Raw genomic sequence first — 20,594 nt, 5'->3', positions numbered from 1 at the left:
CGGTGAAAGTACCAGGTACTCAAAGTTCCTGCTACCGTCAGTATCGCGTTCTGTTCTGACTGTTCGCCACTGCCCGAAAGGTGCCCTTATGGCCACGCCCCGCCGCGCCGCGATCATCGGCGGCAACCGCCTCCCGTTCGCCCGCGCTCACGGCCCGTACGCCCGGGCGAGCAACCAGGACATGCTGACGGCGACGCTCGACGGGCTCGTGGCCCGCTTCGGCCTGGCGGGTGAGCGCGTCGGGGAGGTGGCCGCGGGCGCCGTCCTCAAGCACAGCCGCGACTTCAACCTCACGCGCGAGGCCGTGCTCGGGTCGCGCCTGTCGCCGTGGACGCCCGCCTACGACGTCCAGCAGGCCTGCGGCACCGGCCTGGAGACGACGGTGCTGGTGGCCAACAAGATCGCCCTGGGCCAGATCGACAGCGGGATCGCGGGCGGGGTCGACAGCGCCAGCGACGCCCCCATCGCCGTCAACGAGGGGCTGCGCGAGGCGCTCCTCGCCCTCAACCGGGCCAAGACCCTGCAGCAGCGGCTGAGGGCGGTGGCCCGCCTGCGCCCTGGCCACGTGGTGCCCGAGATCCCGCAGAACAGCGAGCCCCGCACCGGCCTGTCGATGGGCGACCACATGGCCATCACCGCGGCCGAGTGGGAGATCTCGCGCGAGGCGCAGGACGAGCTCGCCGCCGCCAGCCACCGCAATCTCGCGGCAGCCTACGAGCGCGGGTTCATGGACGACCTGGTCACCGCCTACCTCGGCCTCAGCCGCGACCAGAACCTGCGTCCCGACTCCAGCGTCGAGAAGCTCGCGAAGCTCAAGCCGGTGTTCGGTGAGGGTCCGGGCGCCACCATGACGGCGGGCAACTCCACCCCGCTCTCGGACGGCGCCAGCGCGGTGCTGCTGGGCAGTGACGAGTGGGCGTCCGACCACCACCTTCCCGTGCTGGCGCACCTGGTGGACGCTGAGACCGCCGCGGTCGACTACGTGCACGGCGGTGAGGGTCTGCTCATGGCGCCCGCGTACGCCGTCGCTCGTCTGCTCAAGCGGCAGGGCCTGGGGTTGCAGGACTTCGACTACTACGAGATCCACGAGGCCTTCGCCTCGACGGTGCTCACGACGCTGGCGGCCTGGGAGAGCGAGACGTTCTGCCGCGACCGGCTCGGTCTGGACGCCCCGCTCGGCTCCATCGACCGAGACCGCGTGAACGTCAACGGCTCCTCGCTCGCGGCCGGGCACCCCTTCGCCGCCACGGGTGGCCGCATCGTGGCCGCACTCGCTAAGCAGCTGCACGAGAAGGGCTCGGGCCGCGGGCTCATCTCGATCTGCGCCGCCGGCGGGCAGGGTGTCGTCGCGATCCTCGAGGCGGCGTGATGAGCGACCGGTACGCAGGCTTCGTCAACGGCTCGTTCGGCAAGGCGCTGGCCCAGCGGCTCGGCCTGCCCCGCCCTGTCGAGCTGCGCCGGTACGAGCCCGGGCAGCCGCTGCTGGTGGGCCCGGCGCTCGTGGCGGGCGTGGGCACCCCGGCGCCGGTGATCGACCGCGTGCTGAGCGACTCGGCGACGTCGCACTCGGCGAGCGACGAGCGCCTCGGCGCTGTGGTGTTCGACGCCTGCGCCGCAACGGATCCCGGTCAGCTGGAGTCCCTGCGCGAGGTGCTCGCACCCGCGCTGAGACGGCTCCTGCCCTGCGCCCGGCTGGTGGTGCTGGGCCGGCCGCCCGAGTCGGCGTCGACCGCCGCGGCCGCAGCCGCCCAGCGGGCTCTCGAGGGGATCGTGCGCTCGGTCGGCAAGGAGCTGCGCGCCGGGTCCACCGCCAACCTCGTGCTGGTCGACGAGGGAGCCGACGACGCCGCCGAGTCGACGCTGCGCTTCCTGCTGTCGTCGCGTTCGGCGTACGTCGACGGCCAGGTCGTGCGGGTGACCGCCGCTGAGCTGCCGCCCACCGACTGGCAGAAGCCGTTGCAGGGCAAGGTCGCCGTCGTCACCGGCGCGGCGCGCGGCATCGGAGAAGCCATCGCCGAGGTGCTGGCTCGTGACGGCGCCACGGTGGTGGCCGTCGACGTGCCGGCGGCGGGCGAGGCGCTCATGTCGGTGGCCAACCGCGTCGGTGGCACGGCCCTGCAGCTCGATGTCACCGCTGCCGATGCCGGACGCCGTATCGCCGACCACGCGCAGGAGCGCCACGGCGGCCTCGACGTCGTCGTGCACAACGCCGGGATCACGCGCGACAAGCTGCTGGTCAACACCGACGCGGACCGCTGGGGCAGCGTGCTCGCGGTCAACCTCGAGGCGCAGCTGCGCATCGACGACGTGCTGCTGGGCGACCGCGCCCTGGCACAGGACGGCCGCGTCGTGTCGCTGTCGTCGACGAGCGGCATCGCCGGCAACCGCGGGCAGGCCAACTACGCCGCCAGCAAGGCTGGTGTCATCGGCATGGTGCAGGCCCGGGCGCGCGAGGTGGCCGATCGCGGCATCACCTACAACGCGGTGGCGCCGGGGTTCATCGAGACGGTGCTCACCGCCCGCATCCCGCTGGCGACGCGCGAGGTCGGGCGCCGGATCAACAGCCTGAGCCAGGGCGGCCTGCCGGTCGACGTCGCCGAGGCCGTCGCGTGGTTCGCCCAGCCGGGCAGCGCCGGGGTGACCGGCCAGGTGGTGCGGGTCTGCGGCCAGAGCCAGCTGGGAGCGTGAGCGTGCGCACCATCACCCTCGACGGCCAGCCGCACGTCGCCCTGCTCATGACTCGTGCCACCGCCACGGCGGCGGGTCGCTCGGGTGCGCTGCCCGACACCGAGGTCGTGCAGCGGGGGGTGCGGACCGACCTCGACCACCTCGCGCGCTACGACCGGGTGTGCGGCTTCGCGGTCAGCGACGTGCTACCGGCGACCTTCGTGCACGTCCTGACGTTCGGCCTGCAGCTCACGCTCATGGCCGAGCCGGACTTCCCGCTGCCGCTGCCGGGCCTGGTGCACGTCGCGAACCGCGTCGAGCAGGTGCGTCCGGTCCGGGCCGAGGAGCACCTCGACCTGTCGGTGCGCAGCGAGGCGCTGAGCGCCCACCCCAAGGGTCGACAGGTCGACCTCGTCGGCGAGGCCCGCGTCGACGGCGAGGTGGTCTGGCGCGGGCGCAGCACCTACCTGGCCCGCGGGTCGTCGTCCGGACTGCCTGCAGCGCAAGACCGACACGTGGACGTCGCGCTCGACCGGGCGGCACCACCGACGTCGCGCTGGCGGCTGCCCGCCGACCTCGGCCGGCGCTACGCGCGGGTGAGCGGCGACGTCAACCCGATCCACCTGACGGCGTTGGCCGCCAAGGGTTTCGGCTTTCCGCGGGCCATCGCCCACGGCATGTGGACCATGGCGCGCTGCGTGTCGGCCCTGCAGCCGCGCCTGCCAGACGCCTACGTCGCGGACGTCGAGTTCCGGCGCCCGGTGCTGCTGCCGAGCAGCGTCGAGCTGCGCACGCGGTCGGTCGACGGCGGCTACGACGTGGTCGTGTCGTCGCGCGAGGGCGAGCACCTGCGGGGCACCATCCGCTGACCCCCGCGCCCGACCTTCCGACGTTGATCACGTTCTGTGGGTGACACGCCGCTTGCCGAGGGTTGGACCCCTCGAGAAGTGCACCGAGCCCTCGGTAAGTGCCCGCCGGGGCCGCCGCGCCGGACCCTCAGCGGTTGCGCCGCCAGATGGCGGCAGACAGCACGGCGGCGAACGCCGTCCAGACGGCGTACGGCGACAGCGCGGCCCCCGCACGGCGGTCGGCCTCCCCGACGCGCCGGGTGAGGTCGGCGCTGCTGGCGGCGAGCGCGCCGGCGACGGCGACCGCGGGGCCGAGGCGGTGGAACCGGAAGAACACCCACGACCACGAGGCGTTGAGCACCAGGTTGGCGCCCAGGGCGCGGTGCAGTGCGCGGGCGCGCTCGCTGTCGCCGCGCTCGCGCAGCCGGTCGGAGGCCAGGGCCGTCGTCACCGCGATGTCGGTGTAGAGCGCCGTCCACACCACGGGGAAGACAGCGCCCGGCGGCTGGAACGCGGGCTTGTCGAGGCGGCGGTACCAGCGACCGCCGACGTCCTGGCTGGCGATGCTGCCGGCGACGGCTGTGGCGGCGACGGCGGCGGACGTGGTGACGAGAGTGCGCGGCTTCACCCCTCCACCTGAGCACGCCTCGGGCGATCTCACCTGTCGTGACCGGTTCCCTCGGCGGTGAACGTGCGCTACAGTAGTTGAAGCATCAACTAAGCCTCTGGAGGCCGCTATGCCCGTCACCCGCCTCAACCACGCCGTGCTCTTCGTGCGCGACGTCCAGCGCAGCGTCGCCTTCTATCGCGACGCCCTGGACTTCCGGGTCAAGGCCGAGCTGTCCGGAGCCGCGTTCCTGCAGGCGGCGGCGAGCCAGAACGACCACGACCTCGGCCTGTTCGAGGTGGGCTCGGCGGCTGCGCCCTCGGGGGCCGGCCGCTCGAGCGTCGGGCTGTACCACCTCGCCTGGGAGGTCGACACGCTCGCGGAGCTCCAGCGCATCGCCGGCCGGCTGGCTGAGTTGGGCGCCCTGGGTGGGGCGTCCGACCACGGCACCACGAAGGCGCTCTACGCCAAGGACCCCGACGGCCTGGAGTTCGAGGTCAGCTGGCTCGTGCCGGCCGACCGCATCACCCCCGACCTCACGATGACGACCGCCCCGCTCGACCTGGCCGCCGAGATCGAGCGGTACGGCGCGCAGACCCGCGGCGGCGTCGGCGTCTCCTTCCCCGCCACGGTCTGAGCCCGCCCACGCGGCGCGCCGCTACGGTGCCCGGGTGGTGGAATCGAGCACCCATCGGCTCGCTGCGGTCGGTCGGCACGACACCGGACGCGTGCTCGCCTTCCTCGCGGCGCACGCCGTGCCGGGCGTGGAGGCGTGGGACGGCACCCGCTGGACGACGTCCCTGCGCCTGCCCGGTGGTGCGGGCGTGGCGTCGGTGCAGGCCGCCGTCGACGGGGGCACGCCGGGTGTTGAGGTGCGGCTGCACCTAACCGATTCGGCCGACGAAGGCGTTGCGCTGCAACGACTGCGACTCGCCCTCGCCCTCGATACGGACGTCGAGGACGCCGAGTCCGCCCTGGCGGCGGACCCCCGGCTGCGGCCGATGGTCGAGCGGCGACGGGGACTGCACGTGCCGGGGACGACGGATCCGTGGGAGACCCTCGTCCGCACCGTCGTCGGGCAGCAGGTCTCGGTGGCTGGTGCCCGCACGGTGACCGCGGCGCTGGTGAAGGCCGTCGACGACCGGCTGCCCGCCGAGCTGGTGGCGGCGACGCCGTGTGTCACGCATCTCTTCCCCGCGCCGCAGGCAGTGGCCACGCTGCCACCCGACACCCAGGCCCTGCGGATGCCGCGCAGCCGGGCCCGAGCCGTCGTCGCCGCGGCCGAGCTCGTCGCGGCCACGGCCCTACCGTCTGCCTTACCGTCTGCCCTGCCGTCGCGCGAGCAGCTGCTGGCGCTGCCCGGCGTCGGGCCCTGGACCGCCGACTACTTCGACCTCCGGGCCCGTGGTGACCGCGACGTCCTGCTGGCCACGGACCTCGCGGTGCGTCGGGCGGTCGAGCGGCTCGGGTGCGACGGCTCACCGGCGGCGGTGCGCGAGCTCGGACGCCGCTGGGCGCCGTACCGGTCGCTCGCCATGGTTCACCTCTGGGCCGAGTACCTGTCGCTGTAATGGCGCCGACTCGTGGCACCGAGCGTCCGGCGAGCCGCCGAAATCCCGTCGCCGGCGCGCGCCTGGGCGGTGAGGTTCGGCCTGTGCGGTCGCTCGCGGACGCGGTGGACGAGACGGCGGAGCGCACCGGGTTCTCCGGCGTGGTCCGCGTCGACCGCGCCGGCCGCACCGAGCTGTGTTCGGCTTTCGGGTGGGCGGACCGCGCCCACCACGTGCCCCACACGGTGCACACGCAGCTGGCGATCGCGAGTGGTTCCAAGGGTTTCACGGCACTGGTCGTGATGAGCCTGCTCGAGCGAGGGCTGCTCGATCTGGGGACGACGGCGCGCTCGCTGCTGGCCGACGACCTCGCGCTCATCGCCCCTGACGTCACCGTCGAGCACCTGCTCCGTTCGGGCATCGGTGACTACCTCGACGAGCACGACCTGGAGGTCACTGACTACGTGCTGACGCTGCCGGTGCACCAGCTCGACTCCACCGAGCAGTACCTGCCCGTGCTCGAGGGGCACGAGACGGCGTTCGCCGCGGGCGCCCGCTTCGCGTACAACAACGGCGGCTACGTCGTGCTGGCGCTGCTCGCCGAGCGAGCGAGTGGCGTGGCCTTCCACGAGCTCGTCCGCACCCTGGTCTGCGAACCCGCGGGGATGGTCGACACCGCCTTCCTCCGGTCCGACGAGCTGCCTGGCCGGGCAGCCCGCGGCTACCTGCACCGCCACGGTCTGCGCACCAACGTGCTGCACCTGCCCGTGGTCGGCAGCGGCGACGGTGGCGCGTACTCGACCGCGGCCGACCTGGCCGAGTTCTGGAAGGCGCTGTTCGCCGGTCGGATCGTCTCGCGGGCGAGCGTCGCGGCCATGCTGGACCCCCGCAGCGACTGGCCAGAGGAGCACCAGCGGTTCGGTCTGGGGTTCCATCTGCGGGCGAGCGGCGACGGAGTGTGGCTCGAGGGCTACGACGCCGGGGTCTCCTTCGTGAGCGCGCACGACCCGGCCACGACCACGACGTGCACGGTGATGGCCAACTGGACGGACGGCGCCTGGCTGATGGTCCGTCTGCTCGAGGAGCAGTTCGGCCTCTGACCGCTGCCGCAGTGCCGCCAGTAGCGCTACATAGGATTGCTATGTAATACTCCTGCGGTGACGTCAGAACCCGACCTCGCCGACCTGGGCGCCCAGCTCATCGCCGTCAGCTCGCGCCTGATCCGCTTCGCGGCGCGCGAGAGCACGTCGTCGGTGCCGCGCGCCCTCGCCCGCGCGCTCGCCGTCATCGTCGACCTCGGCGAGCCCCGCATCAGCGACATCGCGGCAGCCGACCGCACCTCCCAACCCACCGCGACCAACCTCGTGCAGAAGCTCGAGGAGCGCGGGTGGGTCGAGCGGACGCCGGACCCCACCGACGCCCGCGCCGTGCGCATCCGCATCACCGACGCCGGCCGCGCCGCCCAGCTGCAGTTCCGCCGCGACGCCGCCTCGGCCCTCACCCCGCGCCTGGCCACCCTCGACACCGCCCAGCTCACCGCGCTGGCCGACGGCGTCCAGGCCCTCAAGGCCGTGCTCCAGCACACCCCCACGCTCAACCCCACCGACGAGGAGAACGCATGACCGCCGCCCCGCCCACCGAGACGCTGGAACGCCCCAGCATCCTGCACCAGCCCCGCGCGGTGTGGGCGGTGGCGTTCGCCTGCGTCATCGCGTTCATGGGCATCGGCCTGGTCGACCCGATCCTCAAGCCCATCGCCGACCAGCTGGACGCCTCGCCGTCGCAGGTCTCGCTGCTGTTCACCAGCTACATGGCCGTCATGGGCGTGGCGATGCTCATCACCGGCGCGGTCTCGAGCCGGCTCGGTGCCAAGCGCACGCTGCTGGCCGGCCTGGCCATCATCGTCGTGTTCAGCGCCTTGGCCGGCTCGAGCAGCACGGTGGGCCAGATCGTCGGCTTCCGCGGTGGGTGGGGCCTGGGTAACGCCCTGTTCATCGCGACGGCGCTCGCGACCATCGTGGGTGCGGCCAGCGGTGGCGTCGCGAGCTCGATCATCTTGTACGAGGCGGCGCTCGGCATCGGGATCGCGACGGGTCCGCTCGTGGGCGGCGTCCTCGGCGACATCTCGTGGCGCGGCCCGTTCTTCGGCGTGGCGGTGCTCATGGCCGTCGCCTTCGTGTCGATCATGGTGTTCCTTCCGGCCACACCGAAGGTGGCCCGACCGACGAGCCTGCTCGATCCCTTCCGGGCCCTGCGGCACCGCAGCCTGCTCACCGTCGGCATCACCGCGCTGCTCTACAACTTCGGCTTCTTCACGCTGCTCGCCTACACGCCCTTCCCCCTGGGCATGGGTCCGCACGCCATCGGCTTCATCTTCTTCGGGTGGGGCATCTGCCTGGCCGTCACGTCGGTGTTCGTGGCGCCGGTGCTGCAGCGGCGCTTCGGCACGCTGCCGGTGATCTCGGCGGCGCTCGTGGCGTTCGCGGCCGACCTCGCGGTGATGGCGCTGTTCACCGAGCACCGGCCGGTGCTGGTGGTGGGTGTGATCGCGGCCGGCGCGTTCCTCGGCATCAACAACACCCTCATCACCGAGGCCGTCATGCTCGCCGCCCCGGTCGAGCGCGGCACGGCCAGCGCGGCGTACAGCTTCGTGCGGTTCGGCGGAGGTGCGGTGGCACCGTGGCTGGCCGGCAAGCTGGGCGAGTCGGTGAGCCCGCACCTGCCCTTCTGGGTCGGCGCCGCCGCGACGGCGCTGGGCGTCGTCGTCCTGTCGACCGGACGCCGCGTGCTGGCTCACGTCGACGAGCACGAGCCGGCGTCGCACAGCCGCGACGAGGCTGAGGTGCTGTCCGCCGCCGACGCCTGAGGACACCCCTCCCGGCCCCGCCCCTCCCAACCCGGCCCCGCCCCTCCAACCCCGCCCGTGATCATGCACGTCAGCGCACCCGGTGGCGCTGGCGTGCATGATCACGCCGGGAAGGGGTGGGCGAGGAGGGGGTGGGCGAGGAGGGGGTGGGCGAGGAGGCGGGAGGTCAGGCGGCCACGCGCATGAGGTCGGCGGCGGGCATGGGCCGGCCCAGGTGGTACCCCTGCACCATGTCGCAGCGCATGCGCCGCAACGCCTCCAGCTGCTCCGCCGTCTCGACGCCCTCGGCCACGACGGTGAGGTCGTGGGCGTGCGCCAGCTCGATCACCGCCTGCACGATCGAGGCAGCTCGCCGGTCGGTGCACACGTCGGCGACGAAGGAGCGGTCGATCTTCATGAAGTCCAGGTCGAAGCGCCGCAGGTAGCTGAGCGCGCTGTAGCCGGTGCCGAAGTCGTCGAGCCCGATCCGGCCGCCCAGCTCGCGCAGGCCACGCAGGTTCTCGACGAGCGTCGAGGTGGGCTCGGCCAGGCAGCTCTCGGTGATCTCGAACCGCAGCGCGGTGCCCGAGCGGGCACGCGAGCCCAGCACGCCGCGCACGCGGTCGGCGAGCCCCGGCACCTGCAGGGAGCGCGGTGAGAGGTTGACGGCGAGCCCGAAGCCGGCGTGCGGTGGCGTCGTCGCCACCTGCCGCACGGCCTCGGCGAACACGGCGACGTCGAGGTCGACGATCAGCCCCGTCTCCTCCGCCACGTCGATGAACTCCACCGGTGGCACCAGCCGGCCGTCGCGGCTCAGCCGGGCGAGCGCCTCGCAGCCGGTGACCCGGTCACCTGTGACGTCGGCGCCGAGCGACACCAGTGGCTGGTAGAGCGGCTGCAGCGACCCGTCGCTGAGGGCGAGCCGCAGCCGGTCCTCCATCTCCAGGCGGGTCACCGTGCGGGCCCGCAGCGCACCGTCGAACACGACGACGTCGTCGCCGCCGGACGCCTTGGCCGCTGCCGCCGCCAGGTCGGCCTGGTGGTAGAGCTCGGACGGCGTGAGCCGGCCGGACGCCGGGGCCACGACGACCCCCACGCTGAACCCCACCACCACGGGCTCGCGCACCCCCGGCAGGTCGTAGGGCTGGCTGAGCCGGGCGTGCAGGTCGCGGGCGGCCCGCTCAGCGCGCACCGGATCGGTGCGCCTGAGCACCAGGCCGAACTCGTCCGCGCCGAGGCGGGTCGGCGTGCAGTCCGAGTCCGTGCAGTGCGCGAGCCGGCGTCCGACGGCCACGAGCAGCGCGTCACCGACGGGGTGCCCGTAGCGCGAGTTCACCGAGTGGAACCGGTCGACGTCGACCAGCAGCAACCCCGTGGTGCCCGTGCTGGTGTGAGCGAGCAGGTCGGCCAGGCGGTCCTCGGCCTGGGCGCGGTTGGCCAGGCCGGTGAGCGGGTCGGTCATGGTGAGGCGGCGGACGGCGGCCTCGGCCTCACGCCGGTCGGTCACCTCCTGGGTGGTGCCCCACAGACCGGTGACCTGGCCGTCGTCGCCGACCACCGACTCGGCCCACATGTGCCAGTGCCGCCACCCGCCCTCCCAGCGGTACCGCACGTCGACCTCGTCCGCGCCGGGCTCGCTGAGCAGCCGCGCGAAGAGCTCGTCGTGGGCGGCGCGGTCGTCGGGGTGGATCCCGTCGAGATACTGCTGCAGGGTGCGCTGCTGGTCGGTGCCGAGGCCGCGGTCGTCACCGTCGAGCCACTCCACGCCGGGGGCGCCGACGGTGTAGCGCCACACGCTGAGCCGGGCCATGCGCTGGGCGACACCCAGCAGGTGGTCGCGATCGCGCAGCGCGGCCAGGGCGGCGTCGTCGTCCGGCGGCGTGAGCACCGCCACCACGGCCCGGGGTGCGAGGACGTCCGCGGCGTCGTCGACGCCATGCTGGGGGAGGGGGACGGCGCGCACCGTGAGCCAGCGCACGGAGCCGTCGACGCCGCGCACCCCCACCACGCGCTGCGCCGGGCGTCCGGTGACCAGGGCGACCCGCAGGGGGTTCTCCACCTCGCCGACGGGTCGGCCCGTGGGGCCGAGCAGGGACGACCAGACCGCCAGGCCCTGCTCGCCGACGAGGTCGTCGCGCGAGAGCAGGTCGTGAGCCGCGCGGTTGGCGCGCTCGACGCGGCCGTCGGCGCCGTGCAGCACCACGCCCTCGGTGAGCAGGTCGATGACGTCCGGCGGCCACGTCGAGGCCAGCTGCCGGCGCGGGGTCGTCGAACTCGTCACCTGGACTGGATCGGCACTGGCGGCCACCGGCTGAAGGAATCCCACTTACCGCCTGACCTGGCGCGATGCAAGCCTCGTGTCCGGCGGCGCGCCGTGGCAGAGTCGGGCCATGAAGAGCACGATGCAGCCCGTCCCGCTGCTCATCTCGCAGATCCTCGAGTACGGCGCCCGCGCCCACGGCACCTCAGAGGTGGTCACCTGGACGCCGGAGGGGCCGCGCCGCTCGTCCTACGCCGACGTCGGTCGAGACTGCCGGCGCCTGGCGAACGCGCTGCGCGGGCTCGGCGTCGACGCCGACCAGCGCGTGGCGACGTTCATGTGGAACAACGAGGAGCACCTCGAGCTGTACCTGGCCGTGCCGAGCATGGGCGCGGTGCTGCACGCGATCAACATCCGGCTCTTCCCCGAGCAGCTGATCTACGTCGCCAACCACGCCGAGGATCTCGTCGTCGTGGTCGACAACTCCCTGGCGGCGCCGTTCAGCCAGCTGCTGCCGCACCTGAAGACGGTGCGGCACGTGGTGGTCAACGGGCCGGTGCCGGACGACGTCCGGGCGGCTCTCGGGGCCGACGGCCGCACGGTGCACGACTACCGCGAGCTGCTCGACGCCCAGCCCGACACCTTCGAGTGGCCCGAGCTGGACGAGAACAGCGGCGCCGCGATGTGCTACACCTCCGGCACCACCGGCAACCCCAAGGGCGTCGTCTACAGCCACCGCTCGAACTACCTGCACACGATGCAGGTGTGCATGAACAGCGCCATGGCGATGAGCGAGGCCCAGCGGATGCTCTCGATCGTCCCGCTGTTCCACGCCAACGCCTGGGGCATCCCGTACGGCGCCCTGATGTCGGGGGCGACGCTGGTCATGCCCGACCGGTTCCTCCAGGCCGAGCCGCTGGCCCAGATGATCCAGACCCTCGGCGTGACCCACAGCGCCGCGGTGCCGACGATCTGGAACGACCTGCTGCAGTACCTCGACTCCCACCCCGACGCCGACGTCTCGACGCTGCAGTCGTGCATCGTCGGTGGGTCGGCCTGCCCGCCAGCGCTGATGAAGGCGTTCGAGGACCGCTACGGCATCGACGTCGTCCACGCGTGGGGCATGACCGAGACCTCGCCGCTGGGTTCGGTCGCGGTGCCGCCCGCCGACTCCGAGGGCGAGGAGCGCTGGGCCTACCGGCAGTCGCAGGGCCGGCTCTCGCCGCTCGTGCAGGGCCGGCTCGTCGGGCCCGACGGCCGCGAGGTGGCCTGGGACGGTGAGCAGGTCGGTGAGCTCGAGGTGCGCGGGCCGTGGGTGACCGGCTCGTACTACCGGGACGACGACCCCGCCAAGTTCGACGGCGGCTGGCTGCGCACGGGCGACGTCGGCTCGCTGTCCCCCAACGGCTACCTGCGGCTGACCGACCGCGCGAAGGACGTCATCAAGTCCGGCGGCGAGTGGATCTCGTCGGTCGAGCTCGAGAACGTGCTCATGGCCCACCCGAAGGTCAAGGAAGCCAGCGTCGTCGGCGTCCCCGACGAGCGGTGGGGCGAGCGCCCGCTCGCCACCGTGGTCGTCGCGGAGGGCCAGAGCGTTGACGCCGAGGAGCTGCGCGACCACCTCGCCCAGCACTTCGCCAAGTGGCAGCTGCCTGAGCGGTGGGCCTTCATCGACGAGGTGCCGAAGACCAGCGTCGGCAAGTTCGACAAGAAGGTGCTGCGCAAGTCCTACGCCGAAGGTGCGCTCGAGGTGCAGACGATCGGCTGAGTCGCGGCCGCTCCGGCGTCAGCAGACGTCGGAGAGGTTCTGCGCCTCCTTGCTGTCGGTGGCTCCAGGCTTCTGCGTGGTCGCTGCGGGGGTGGTCGGCGCCGGGGTGGTCGGAGCCGGAGTGCTGGCCGTGGTCTTCGAGGACTTCGACTTCGACGACGCCCGCTTGGGCGCGAGGGCATCGGCGACGTAGCTGCGGATGGCCTCGAAGTCGGGGTTGGCGCTGTTGATGACCTTGTTCGTCAGGGGCAGCGAGTTGATCCGCGCCTTCTTCATCCGGTCGGCCAGCACCACCCAGGCCTGCAGGTCGTCCTGCTGGATGTCGGTGGTGAGGTTGTTCTTCAGCACGTCGGCCAGCTGCGCGTACCGGTTGAGCACACGCACCGGGTTGACCTGGTTGACGAGGTCGCCGACGAGGCAGCGCTGACGGCGCATGCGGTCGTAGTCGTCGGTGCTCGAGCGAGACCGCGCGAACCACATGGCCCGCTCGCCGAACAGGCGCTGCCGGCCGGGTTCGATCCAGCCCGTGATCGGGCGCGGGCGCGGATCGCTGGCGCTGATCTTGCCGCCGCCGATGGGCAGCCTCTGGTGGACGTTGACGACGACGCCGCCCATGGCGTCCACGAGCTCGCGGAAGCCGGCGATGTCGATGGTGACCACGTTGTCGATCGACAGGCCCGTGACCTCGCTGATGGCGTCTCGGGTGGTCGTGAGGCCCGGGTTCGGGTCGCCCGGGAAGAGGTCCTTGTGCTGGACCGCCTGGGTCCAGACGGCGTTGAGCAGGCACTCTGAGCCGCAGTCGAAGCCGTTCGGCCACAGCTGGTGCAGCGGGTTCGACTCGGGGAACGGCACGTTCTGCAGGTTGCGCGGCAGGCCGATGAGCGTGGCGTTGCCGGTCTTGGTGTCGATGCTGACCACCATCATCGAGTCGGTGCGCACGCCGGTGCGGTCGGAGCCGGAGTCGGAGCCGAGCAGCAGCAGGTTGACCCGCGGGATGCCCTTCCAGGGGTTGCGGGCCCTGGAGTTCGGGTTGGCGGCGCCCTTCGCCGAGTGCGTGCTGCCGTCGAACAGCGACCCGACGAGGTCGCGTTGCACCAGCGCCAGCTGGGCGCCCTTCGCGCTGGGCAGGGCCACGGTGCTGCACAGAGCGCCCACCAGCACCAGACCGACGACGGCCTGGAACGGTGTCGGGCGGTGAGGTCGCGCCCGCCAGGCGGTGATGAGGATGGTCGCGCACCACACCACGCCGACCACCACGATGACGGCGGCGATCGCGAGCAGGCGACCCCGGCTGACGGCGACCGCGAGCGCGCGCTGGATGACGTCGCCGGTCAGCGCCGCCGCGGCGAGCACGGCCAGCCCCACGCCGGCTACCAGGAGCAGCAGCGCGCCGAGGCGTCGTCGGCCGGTGGCGACCAGGCCCGCGCCGGGCAGCAGCGCCAGCGTGGCCAGGACCGCGAAGCGCCCGAACCCGTCGCCGTAGTCGCTGACGTGCCGGCCCCGCTGTCGGGCGGTGCCGCCGGAACGCGGGGCGCGGTGCTTGGGGGAGGCCGGCCGCATGTGCATCGGGCGTGGACTCCTCGGGGCGGACTGGACGGCGTGGACGCGGGGGCGTGCGACGACGGCAGGCACTCGATCGGTTCGGGGCCGGCCCCCAGACGCACCCCCGCACCCCTATTTCACCATCCCGCCGGCCGGGGTTCACCACGCCAGGCGGTCAGTGTGCCGAGATGTCGTGAGAGATTCGTGAAGGCACCGGTGCGGGGCTGGCTTTGGCCGGGCGCCGCCGTCCCGGTAGGCTGATCCGGCTCGCGCGGCTCGCCGCCTGGGCACTGCTCGGATCCACCGGGAGGCGTCGCATAGTGGCCTAGTGCGCCCGCCTGCTAAGCGGGTTGAGGATAAAACCTCTCGCGGGTTCAAATCCCGCCGCCTCCGCCGACGGCCCCGGCGCCCTCGTGGGTGTCGGGGCCTTCGCCTCCCCGCCGCACCTCTCCCCAGGTTTGGCGCGGTGGCACCCCGCTGCCTTCCTATGGCAGCTGGGGCACCCAGTGACCACGAGCGAAGGCAGTGATCCTCCCCAGTTCGGCGCCGCGAGTCCGAAGTGGACGATATTGGCCCGGTACGCGAGGGTGCTCCCATGCTGCACGGACGTCGACGAGCTGGGGTCGCGGCCGCTGCCGTGCTGGCGCTCGCGGCCTGCGCGTCACCCACCGGCGGCGCGGCGGCGCGGCCGTCCGGCTCGACCTCGTCCGCTCACGACGCGGCGGCGAACGGGTCCAGCGCCCCGTCGCCGACCGAGTCACCGTCCGAGTCGCGGTCCGAGTCGCCGTCCCCGTCTTCGTCGCCGTCCCCGACCACCGCCCAGCTGCCTCGCGGGGGGACGACGCTGTTCCCCCACTACCGCCTGGTCGGCTACGCCGGCGGCGCGGGCTCGGCCGCCTTCGGACGCCTCGGCGTCGGCGACATCGACGCGCGGGCCCGCGAGATCGAACGGCGGGCGCAGGCGCTCGCCGGCGGCCGCACCCCCTTGCCGGTCTTCGAGCTGATCACGGTCGTGGTGCACGACACCCCCGGCCGCAACGGCCTCTACAACAGCCGGGTGAGTGACGCCGTCATCGCCCGTTACCTTGCTGCCGCCCGCCGCCACCGGGCGCTCCTGCTGCTCGACATCCAACCGGGCCGTCAGGACTTCCTGCCGTTGGTGAAGGGTCTGGCGCGGTGGCTCGAGCAGCCGGACGTCGGCCTCGCCCTCGACCCGGAGTGGGCCGTGGAGCCGGGTGACGTCCCCGGCCAGACGTTCGGCCGCATGACGGGCCGCGAGCTCGACTCGGTGGCGGCGTACGTCGACGCTCTGGTGCGCCGCCACCACCTGCCGCAGAAGCCGCTGGTGTTCCACCAGGTGGCGGCGAGCGTCGTCGTCGGTCAGTCCGCGCTGAGGGAGCGGGCCGGCGTCGTGGTGATCAAGAGCGTCGACGGCATCGGCTCACGCCGGTTGAAGACGGCGACGTGGACGACCCTCGTGAAGCACCTGCCCGCCCCGATCCACACCGGCTTCAAGCTGTTCTTCGACGAGGACCGTCGCCACGGCCCGATGATGACGCCCCAGCAGGTGCTGGCGCTCCGGCCGCAGCCGGAGTACGTCCTCTACGAGTGAGCCGCAGTCAGCCGTTCAGCTCGCGCAAGAAGCGCGCAGCTACCGGCCCGGCCACCGTGCCGCCGCTCTTGCCCTCCTCGACGAACGCCGTGAAGGCGATGTCGCCCTGCCAGCCGGTCATCCACGCCCGCGTCTTCGGTGGGACCTCGGTGCCGAACTCCGCCGTGCCGGTCTTGGCGTGCACGGGGCCGCCGGGCACCGACTTCAGCGCCTCACCCGTGCCGTTGGTGACGACCTCGCGCATGAGCGACTGCAGCGTCTGCACCGCCGCCGCGGGCAACGCCGACGGCTCCGCCGAGGGCTTGCTGTCGGCGAGCACGAGCGACGGCGGCACGTAGCTGCCCCGGGCCACCGACGCCGTGCCGACGGCCAGCGCGAGCGGCGACACCTCGACGCGGCCCTGTCCGAACGAGGCTGCCGCCTTGTCGACGTCGGAGGTGTTGACCGGCACGCTGCCCGAGAACGCGCTGGTGCCGAGGTCCCACTTCGCGCCGATGCCGAGGCTCTTGGCGGCTGCGGCGAGGTCGTCGTCGCCGAGCCGCTTCGACAGGCCGACGAAGGCGGTGTTGCACGACTTGGCGAAGTCGACGTGGAAGGGCACCGGCCCGAACTTCTCGCTCTCGTAGTTCTTGAACGTGCGCCCGCTGACGGTCGCGGTCGGGGGGCACGGCACGGTGTCGGAGGGCTTGAGGCCCTTCTCCAGCAGCGCGAGCGTGGTGACCACCTTGAACGTCGACCCCGGCGGGTACTTGCCCACCATCGCCCGGTTGAGCCCGGTAGCCGGGCTGTTCGCCACCGCCAGTACCGCGCCGGTGCGCACGTCGACGGCCACGAGCGCGCTCGGCTGCGACAGACCCTGCAGCGCGGTGTCCGCGGCTTCCTGGACGTCGCGCCGCAGCGTCAGCTTGAGCGGTGTGCCGGGCACGGCGTCCTTCGAGAAGAGCGTGCGCGGCTCGGCGCTGTCGTCCACCGACACCGCCTCGACGGTGACGCCGGGCGTGCCGGCCAGCTGCTCGTCGTACTGGCGCTGGAGGCCCGACAAGCCCGCGACGTCACCGGCGACGTAGCGGCCCTTGCTCTCCTTCACGATGTCGCCGGTGACCGGCCCGACCGTGCCGAGCAGCGCCCGGGCGAACTCGCGGGTCGGGGCGAGCGACTGCTGCCGCTCACGGAACACCGCGCCGGGGATCGGGCGCAGCTGGTCGCGCACCGCGTTGTAGTCGCTGCGCCGCAACGTGATGACGTCGACGAACGCCTTGGGGTCAGCCGCCTGCACGCGCTTGATCAGCGGCGCGGCGTCGACCCCGACGATCCCGGCGACCTTCGTGACGGTCTGCGGCACCGAGCCCTTGATGCGGCTGGGCTGGATGCCGACGTCGACGACGTCGCCGAGCGACACCAGCGCCTTGCCGTCACCGCCCAGGATGTCGGCGCGAGGGGGCGTCGTGCGGCGCAGCCGGAGCTTCTCGCCGTCGCGCAGATCAGGGTGCACGAGCTGCTGCGACGCCGGCACGCGCCAGGCGTCGGCGTCGTGCGTCAGTGTGAGCGGCAGCTCGTATGACCACTCGACGTCACCGCCGAGCGTGCGGGTCACGGCGATGACGGCGCGCGCTGAGTCACCGTCGCGCGTCGTCGAGGTCACCTTCGCGGACGTCGGCCGCGTGGCCAGGTTGCCGACCGCCGTCGCGTAGGCCTTCTGCGCGGCCGCACCATCGGTGCCGGCGAACGCGACGCCGCTGACGTCGTTCTTCGCCAGAGCAGCCGCGACCTGGGCCGCGGCCGCCCGGGCCGCGTCGTCAGCGGCCCGCTGCTGCTGCTGACGCCAGATCAGTCCCCCACCGGCCACCAACGCCACGACGACGACGGCAGCGAGCACCCAGATCAACGGTCGGTTTCGACGCATTGGTCCATCCAACACCGAAGGACCCACAGCCGAGGCCGTGGGTCCTTCGGGTCGTGTGCAGGTGCTGCGAAGGTGAAGACCGGTGAAGACCGCTCGGGTCAGACCAGGCCGAGGCGCGCCTTGAGGCCGTCGAGCTCGGTCCAGAGCGTCGTCGGCAGGTTGTCGCCGAACTTCTCGAACCACTCCTGGATCTGCGGGATCTCGGCCTTCCACTCCTCGGTGTCGACCGTGAGGCAGGTGGCGAGCTCCTCGGCGCTCATGTCGAGGCCCTCGGTGTCGAGCGACTCGGCGGTCGGCACGTGGCCGATCGGCGTCTCGACGGCGGCAGCGCGGCCCTCGATGCGCTCGATCGCCCACTTGAGCACGCGCGCGTTCTCGGCGAAGCCGGGCCACACGAAGTGGCCGTCGGCGTCGCGGCGGAACCAGTTGACGTAGAAGATCTTCGGCAGCTTGGTGGCGTCAGCGCTCTTGCCGACGTCGAGCCAGTGCTGGAAGTAGTCGCCGGCGTTGTAGCCGATGAACGGCAGCATGGCCATGGGGTCGCGGCGCACGACACCGACCTGGCCGGTCGCCGCCGCGGTGGTCTCCGACGACAGCGTGGCGCCCATGAACGTCCCGTGCACCCAGTCGCGCGCCTCGGTGACGAGCGGGATGGTCGAGGCCCGGCGTCCGCCGAAAAAGATGGCCGAGATCGGCACGCCCTTGGGGTCGTCGTACTCGGGCGCCAGGATCGGGCACTGGTTGATCGGCGTGCAGTAGCGGCTGTTGGGGTGGCTCGACAGCTCGCCCGACTCCGGCGTCCACTCCTCGTGCTTCCACGACGTCGCGTGGGCCGGCTGGTTCTCCATGCCCTCCCACCAGATGTCGCCGTCGTCGGTGAGGGCGACGTTGGTGAAGATGGAGTTGCCGCGCTCGAGGGTGCGCATGGCGTTGGGGTTGGTCTTCTCGTTGGTGCCCGGGGCGACGCCGAAGAAGCCGAACTCGGGGTTGACGGCGTAGAGGCGGCCGTCCTCACCGAAGCGCATCCAGGCGATGTCGTCGCCGAGGGTCTCGACCTTCCAGCCGGGGATGCTCGGCTCGAGCATGGCCAGGTTGGTCTTGCCGCAGGCGCTCGGGAAGGCCGCCGCGACGTAGTAGGTCTGCTGCTCGGGGCTGGTGAGCTTGAGGATCAGCATGTGCTCGGCGAGCCAGCCCTCGTCGCGCGCCATGACGCTGGCGATGCGCAGGCTGTAGCACTTCTTGCCGAGCAGGGCGTTGCCGCCGTAGCCGGAGCCGTAGCTCCAGATCATCCGCTCCTCGGGGAACTGCACGATGTACTTGGTGTCGCTGCACGGCCACGCGACGTCGGCCTGGCCGGGCTCGAGCGGAGCGCCCACGGAGTGCAGGGCCGGCACGAAGTCGGCGTCGAGCTCCTCGATGCGACGCAGCACGCTCGTGCCCATGCGGGCCATGATCCGCATGGACGCGACGACGTAGGCGGAGTCGGTGATCTCGACGCCGAACATCGGCTGCTCGGCGTCCAGGTGGCCCATCACGAACGGGATGACGTACATCGTGCGGCCACGCATCGACCCGCGGTACAGGTCGGTCATGATGGCCTTCATCTCGTCCGGCGCCATCCAGTTGTTGGTGGGCCCGCAGTCCTTCTCGTCGACGCTGCAGATGAAGGTGCGGTCCTCGACGCGCGCGACGTCGGTGGGGTCGGAGGCGGCCCAGAACGAGTTCGGCTTCTTGTCGTCGTTCAGGCGCACGAAGGTGCCGGAGGCGACCAGGTCGTCGGTGACCTGCGCCCACTCCTCGTCCGAGCCGGTGCACCAGTGGATGCGGTCGGGCTGGGTCAGCTCGGCGACCTGCGACACCCAGGCCTGCAGCCGGGCGTGGGTGGTGGGTGCGGTCTCGGCCGGCGCAGCCGGCTCGACGCTCAGATCGCTCGTGGTGGAGGAGGTATCGGCAGTCATGGCGCTGGCTGTCCCTTCGCGCGGTCATCGTCGACCTGGTTCGACCGTCGGCTTCTCCAACGGTCACCTCGCGGATCGTCAAGGGCGATCCGTTGCAGAGGCTGCGTTGCCAAGCACCGTAGCCCCACATCTCACGTCGTGGTACGCCGAGAAGAGTGACCCGCTCGTGAAATCACTCACAAGCGCGGCGCTTCTTGCGGACTTCTTGCGGCGTCTTGCGGCGTCCTTGCGAGATCCGGCAGGGGCGTTGTGTGAGAGCGCGTCCACGCTGGCGCCCGGTGGGGGGTGCCTTGGTGGTGCCTCCGCGGCTCAGGCCGCGGCCGGCTGGCGGAAAGCGGTTGGGCTGGCGGAAGGGGGTTTGGGTGGCAGCAGGGGGGGTGGGCCTCGATTTCAGGGGCACGCGCGGTGTCCGCTACTATCGACGCGGCCAGTTGGCCGGGCGCCCGTAGCTCAACGGATAGAGCATCTGACTACGGATCAGAAGGTTAGGGGTTCGAATCCCTTCGGGCGCGCGCAGTTGAGACAGCATCACCCAGCAGCCCCGGAGATGTCCGGGGCTGCTGTCGTTTCCGGGTTCTGCGGCTCCCCCAGCGCCCGCCGTCCCACGTGGTGGACCGTTCGCCGACGTCCTTGCGCCCCGCCCGCGGCGCTGCCTAGCCTCCTGATCACGGTCATGAGCGCCAGCGCCAAGCCCCGGCTCGCTGGCCGGCAACCCTCCTGCGCGGCGGGGTGCTCCGGGTGAGGACCAGGCGACGACGGACGCCCCGTCGCCGCAAGCGCGGACTCCGCACAGGGTCCTGATGAGAAGGGGAACCGTGGCCGGATCCCGCACCGCAGGCTCGGCGCACGCCGCCCTGGTTCTGGTGTCGCGTCGCCACGTCGACCTCCAGCGCGTGTCCAGCGCCACCTGTTGCTGCTGAGCGGCCAGCTCTAGCACTCCCTCGACGCCGCTCGTCGGCGTCCCCATCTCGACGTGCCCTCATGCCCGCACGCCGCCCCGTGGCGGTGGGCCGAGCCGGCGCGCGTCCCCGTGC

General features: G+C 72.3%; 16 protein-coding genes, 2 tRNA genes and 1 riboswitch. Of the genes, 13 read left to right on the top strand and 5 right to left on the bottom strand.

Translation table 11 applies throughout. The annotated features are described in order from the left end of the window. Positions 1 to 88 precede the first annotated feature (88 nt). Genes ASD06_RS15940 through ASD06_RS15930 form a run of 3 tightly spaced genes read left to right on the top strand, consistent with a single transcriptional unit; the run spans position 89 to position 3,536 of the window. Positions 89 to 1,369, top strand: a complete 1,281-nt coding sequence (locus ASD06_RS15940) for an acetyl-CoA C-acetyltransferase (RefSeq protein WP_056679918.1) — start codon at positions 89 to 91, stop codon at positions 1,367 to 1,369. Continuing rightward, the gene (locus ASD06_RS15935) at positions 1,369 to 2,688 is read left to right on the top strand and encodes a 3-oxoacyl-ACP reductase (protein WP_056679915.1); all 1,320 of its coding nucleotides are present in this window, start codon (positions 1,369 to 1,371) and stop codon (positions 2,686 to 2,688) included. Before ASD06_RS15940 ends, ASD06_RS15935 begins: the two co-directional genes overlap by 1 nt. Continuing rightward, positions 2,685 to 3,536, top strand: a complete 852-nt coding sequence (locus ASD06_RS15930; RefSeq protein ID WP_200942254.1) for a MaoC/PaaZ C-terminal domain-containing protein — start codon at positions 2,685 to 2,687, stop codon at positions 3,534 to 3,536. The genes ASD06_RS15935 and ASD06_RS15930 overlap by 4 nt, the downstream gene beginning before the upstream one ends. Positions 3,537 to 3,663: 127 nt before the next feature. Here the strand turns inward: ASD06_RS15930 and ASD06_RS15925 are convergent, their stop codons facing one another. Beyond that, positions 3,664 to 4,143, bottom strand: coding sequence for a TspO/MBR family protein (locus ASD06_RS15925; protein WP_056679912.1), 480 nt, complete (start codon positions 4,141 to 4,143; stop codon positions 3,664 to 3,666). 109 nt (positions 4,144 to 4,252) lie between these two features. Between ASD06_RS15925 and ASD06_RS15920 the strand changes: the two genes are divergently transcribed. The 5 genes from ASD06_RS15920 to ASD06_RS15900 all read left to right on the top strand — a co-directional run bounded on the left by ASD06_RS15920 (position 4,253) and on the right by ASD06_RS15900 (position 8,538). Continuing rightward, a complete protein-coding gene (locus ASD06_RS15920; RefSeq protein ID WP_056679909.1) occupies positions 4,253 to 4,759 on the top strand; it encodes a VOC family protein in 507 nt (168 codons plus the stop codon). Positions 4,760 to 4,793: 34 nt separating this feature from the next. Next, a complete protein-coding gene (locus ASD06_RS15915; protein WP_082538127.1) occupies positions 4,794 to 5,693 on the top strand; it encodes a DNA-3-methyladenine glycosylase in 900 nt (299 codons plus the stop codon). 83 nt (positions 5,694 to 5,776) lie between these two features. Next, positions 5,777 to 6,772: a serine hydrolase gene (locus ASD06_RS15910; protein ID WP_056679903.1), complete on the top strand. Its 996-nt coding sequence runs from the start codon at positions 5,777 to 5,779 to the stop codon at positions 6,770 to 6,772. 57 nt (positions 6,773 to 6,829) lie between these two features. Next, entirely contained in the window at positions 6,830 to 7,294 is a 465-nt protein-coding gene (locus ASD06_RS19800) for a MarR family winged helix-turn-helix transcriptional regulator (RefSeq protein WP_056679900.1), read from the top strand. After that, the gene (locus ASD06_RS15900) at positions 7,291 to 8,538 is read left to right on the top strand and encodes an MFS transporter (protein ID WP_056679897.1); all 1,248 of its coding nucleotides are present in this window, start codon (positions 7,291 to 7,293) and stop codon (positions 8,536 to 8,538) included. The genes ASD06_RS19800 and ASD06_RS15900 overlap by 4 nt, the downstream gene beginning before the upstream one ends. Positions 8,539 to 8,704: 166 nt before the next feature. On the opposite strand, the gene ASD06_RS15895 is transcribed toward ASD06_RS15900, so the two are convergent. After that, entirely contained in the window at positions 8,705 to 10,798 is a 2,094-nt protein-coding gene (locus ASD06_RS15895; protein WP_056679894.1) for a bifunctional diguanylate cyclase/phosphodiesterase, read from the bottom strand. 109 nt (positions 10,799 to 10,907) lie between these two features. Between ASD06_RS15895 and ASD06_RS15890 the strand changes: the two genes are divergently transcribed. Then, positions 10,908 to 12,545 (top strand): long-chain fatty acid--CoA ligase, encoded by a 1,638-nt coding sequence (locus tag ASD06_RS15890; protein ID WP_056679891.1) that lies wholly within the window; start codon positions 10,908 to 10,910, stop codon positions 12,543 to 12,545. 18 nt (positions 12,546 to 12,563) lie between these two features. Here the strand turns inward: ASD06_RS15890 and ASD06_RS15885 are convergent, their stop codons facing one another. Beyond that, a complete protein-coding gene (locus tag ASD06_RS15885) occupies positions 12,564 to 14,111 on the bottom strand; it encodes an LCP family protein (protein WP_056679888.1) in 1,548 nt (515 codons plus the stop codon). A gap of 282 nt (positions 14,112 to 14,393) precedes the next feature. On the opposite strand from ASD06_RS15885, the gene ASD06_RS15880 reads away from it, so the two are divergent. Next, positions 14,394 to 14,480, top strand: a tRNA-Ser gene (locus ASD06_RS15880). A 202-nt stretch (positions 14,481 to 14,682) separates the two neighbouring features. Next, positions 14,683 to 15,699, top strand: coding sequence for a hypothetical protein (locus ASD06_RS15875; protein WP_056679885.1), 1,017 nt, complete (start codon positions 14,683 to 14,685; stop codon positions 15,697 to 15,699). Positions 15,700 to 15,706: 7 nt separating this feature from the next. On the opposite strand, the gene ASD06_RS15870 is transcribed toward ASD06_RS15875, so the two are convergent. Then, on the bottom strand, positions 15,707 to 17,602 hold the full coding sequence (locus ASD06_RS15870) for a penicillin-binding transpeptidase domain-containing protein (RefSeq protein WP_082538123.1): 1,896 nt from the start codon (positions 17,600 to 17,602) through the stop codon (positions 15,707 to 15,709). A 98-nt stretch (positions 17,603 to 17,700) separates the two neighbouring features. Continuing rightward, on the bottom strand, positions 17,701 to 19,560 hold the full coding sequence (locus ASD06_RS15865) for a phosphoenolpyruvate carboxykinase (GTP) (RefSeq protein ID WP_056679880.1): 1,860 nt from the start codon (positions 19,558 to 19,560) through the stop codon (positions 17,701 to 17,703). 439 nt (positions 19,561 to 19,999) lie between these two features. Here ASD06_RS15865 and ASD06_RS15860 point away from each other — a divergent pair. Then, positions 20,000 to 20,072: transfer RNA gene (locus ASD06_RS15860), tRNA-Arg, on the top strand. A gap of 157 nt (positions 20,073 to 20,229) precedes the next feature. Then, positions 20,230 to 20,345: riboswitch (SAM riboswitch) on the top strand. Between the two features lie 15 nt (positions 20,346 to 20,360). After that, positions 20,361 to 20,480: a putative leader peptide gene (locus tag ASD06_RS20060; protein WP_369853768.1), complete on the top strand. Its 120-nt coding sequence runs from the start codon at positions 20,361 to 20,363 to the stop codon at positions 20,478 to 20,480. The last annotated feature ends 114 nt before the right edge of the window (positions 20,481 to 20,594 follow it).

This window comes from Angustibacter sp. Root456, assembly GCF_001426435.1.
GTDB lineage: Bacteria > Actinomycetota > Actinomycetes > Actinomycetales > Angustibacteraceae > Angustibacter.
The sequence above is the reverse complement of the archived record's forward strand: the minus strand, read 5'-3'. Positions and strand labels throughout refer to the sequence as shown.

What these genes read in the sequence shown, in the direction of transcription:
- ASD06_RS15940 (WP_056679918.1), top strand. Translation starts at nt 89, where the DNA reads ATGGCCACGCCCCGCCGCGCCGCGATCATCGGCGGCAACCGCCTCCCG.
- ASD06_RS15935 (WP_056679915.1), top strand. Translation starts at nt 1,369, where the DNA reads ATGAGCGACCGGTACGCAGGCTTCGTCAACGGCTCGTTCGGCAAGGCG.
- ASD06_RS15920 (WP_056679909.1), top strand. Translation starts at nt 4,253, where the DNA reads ATGCCCGTCACCCGCCTCAACCACGCCGTGCTCTTCGTGCGCGACGTC.
- ASD06_RS15900 (WP_056679897.1), top strand. Translation starts at nt 7,291, where the DNA reads ATGACCGCCGCCCCGCCCACCGAGACGCTGGAACGCCCCAGCATCCTG.
- ASD06_RS15890 (WP_056679891.1), top strand. Translation starts at nt 10,908, where the DNA reads ATGAAGAGCACGATGCAGCCCGTCCCGCTGCTCATCTCGCAGATCCTC.
- ASD06_RS15885 (WP_056679888.1), bottom strand. Translation starts at nt 14,111, where the DNA reads ATGCACATGCGGCCGGCCTCCCCCAAGCACCGCGCCCCGCGTTCCGGC.
- ASD06_RS15875 (WP_056679885.1), top strand. Translation starts at nt 14,683, where the DNA reads ATGCTGCACGGACGTCGACGAGCTGGGGTCGCGGCCGCTGCCGTGCTG.
- ASD06_RS15870 (WP_082538123.1), bottom strand. Translation starts at nt 17,602, where the DNA reads ATGCGTCGAAACCGACCGTTGATCTGGGTGCTCGCTGCCGTCGTCGTC.
- ASD06_RS15865 (WP_056679880.1), bottom strand. Translation starts at nt 19,560, where the DNA reads ATGACTGCCGATACCTCCTCCACCACGAGCGATCTGAGCGTCGAGCCG.
- ASD06_RS20060 (WP_369853768.1), top strand. Translation starts at nt 20,361, where the DNA reads ATGAGAAGGGGAACCGTGGCCGGATCCCGCACCGCAGGCTCGGCGCAC.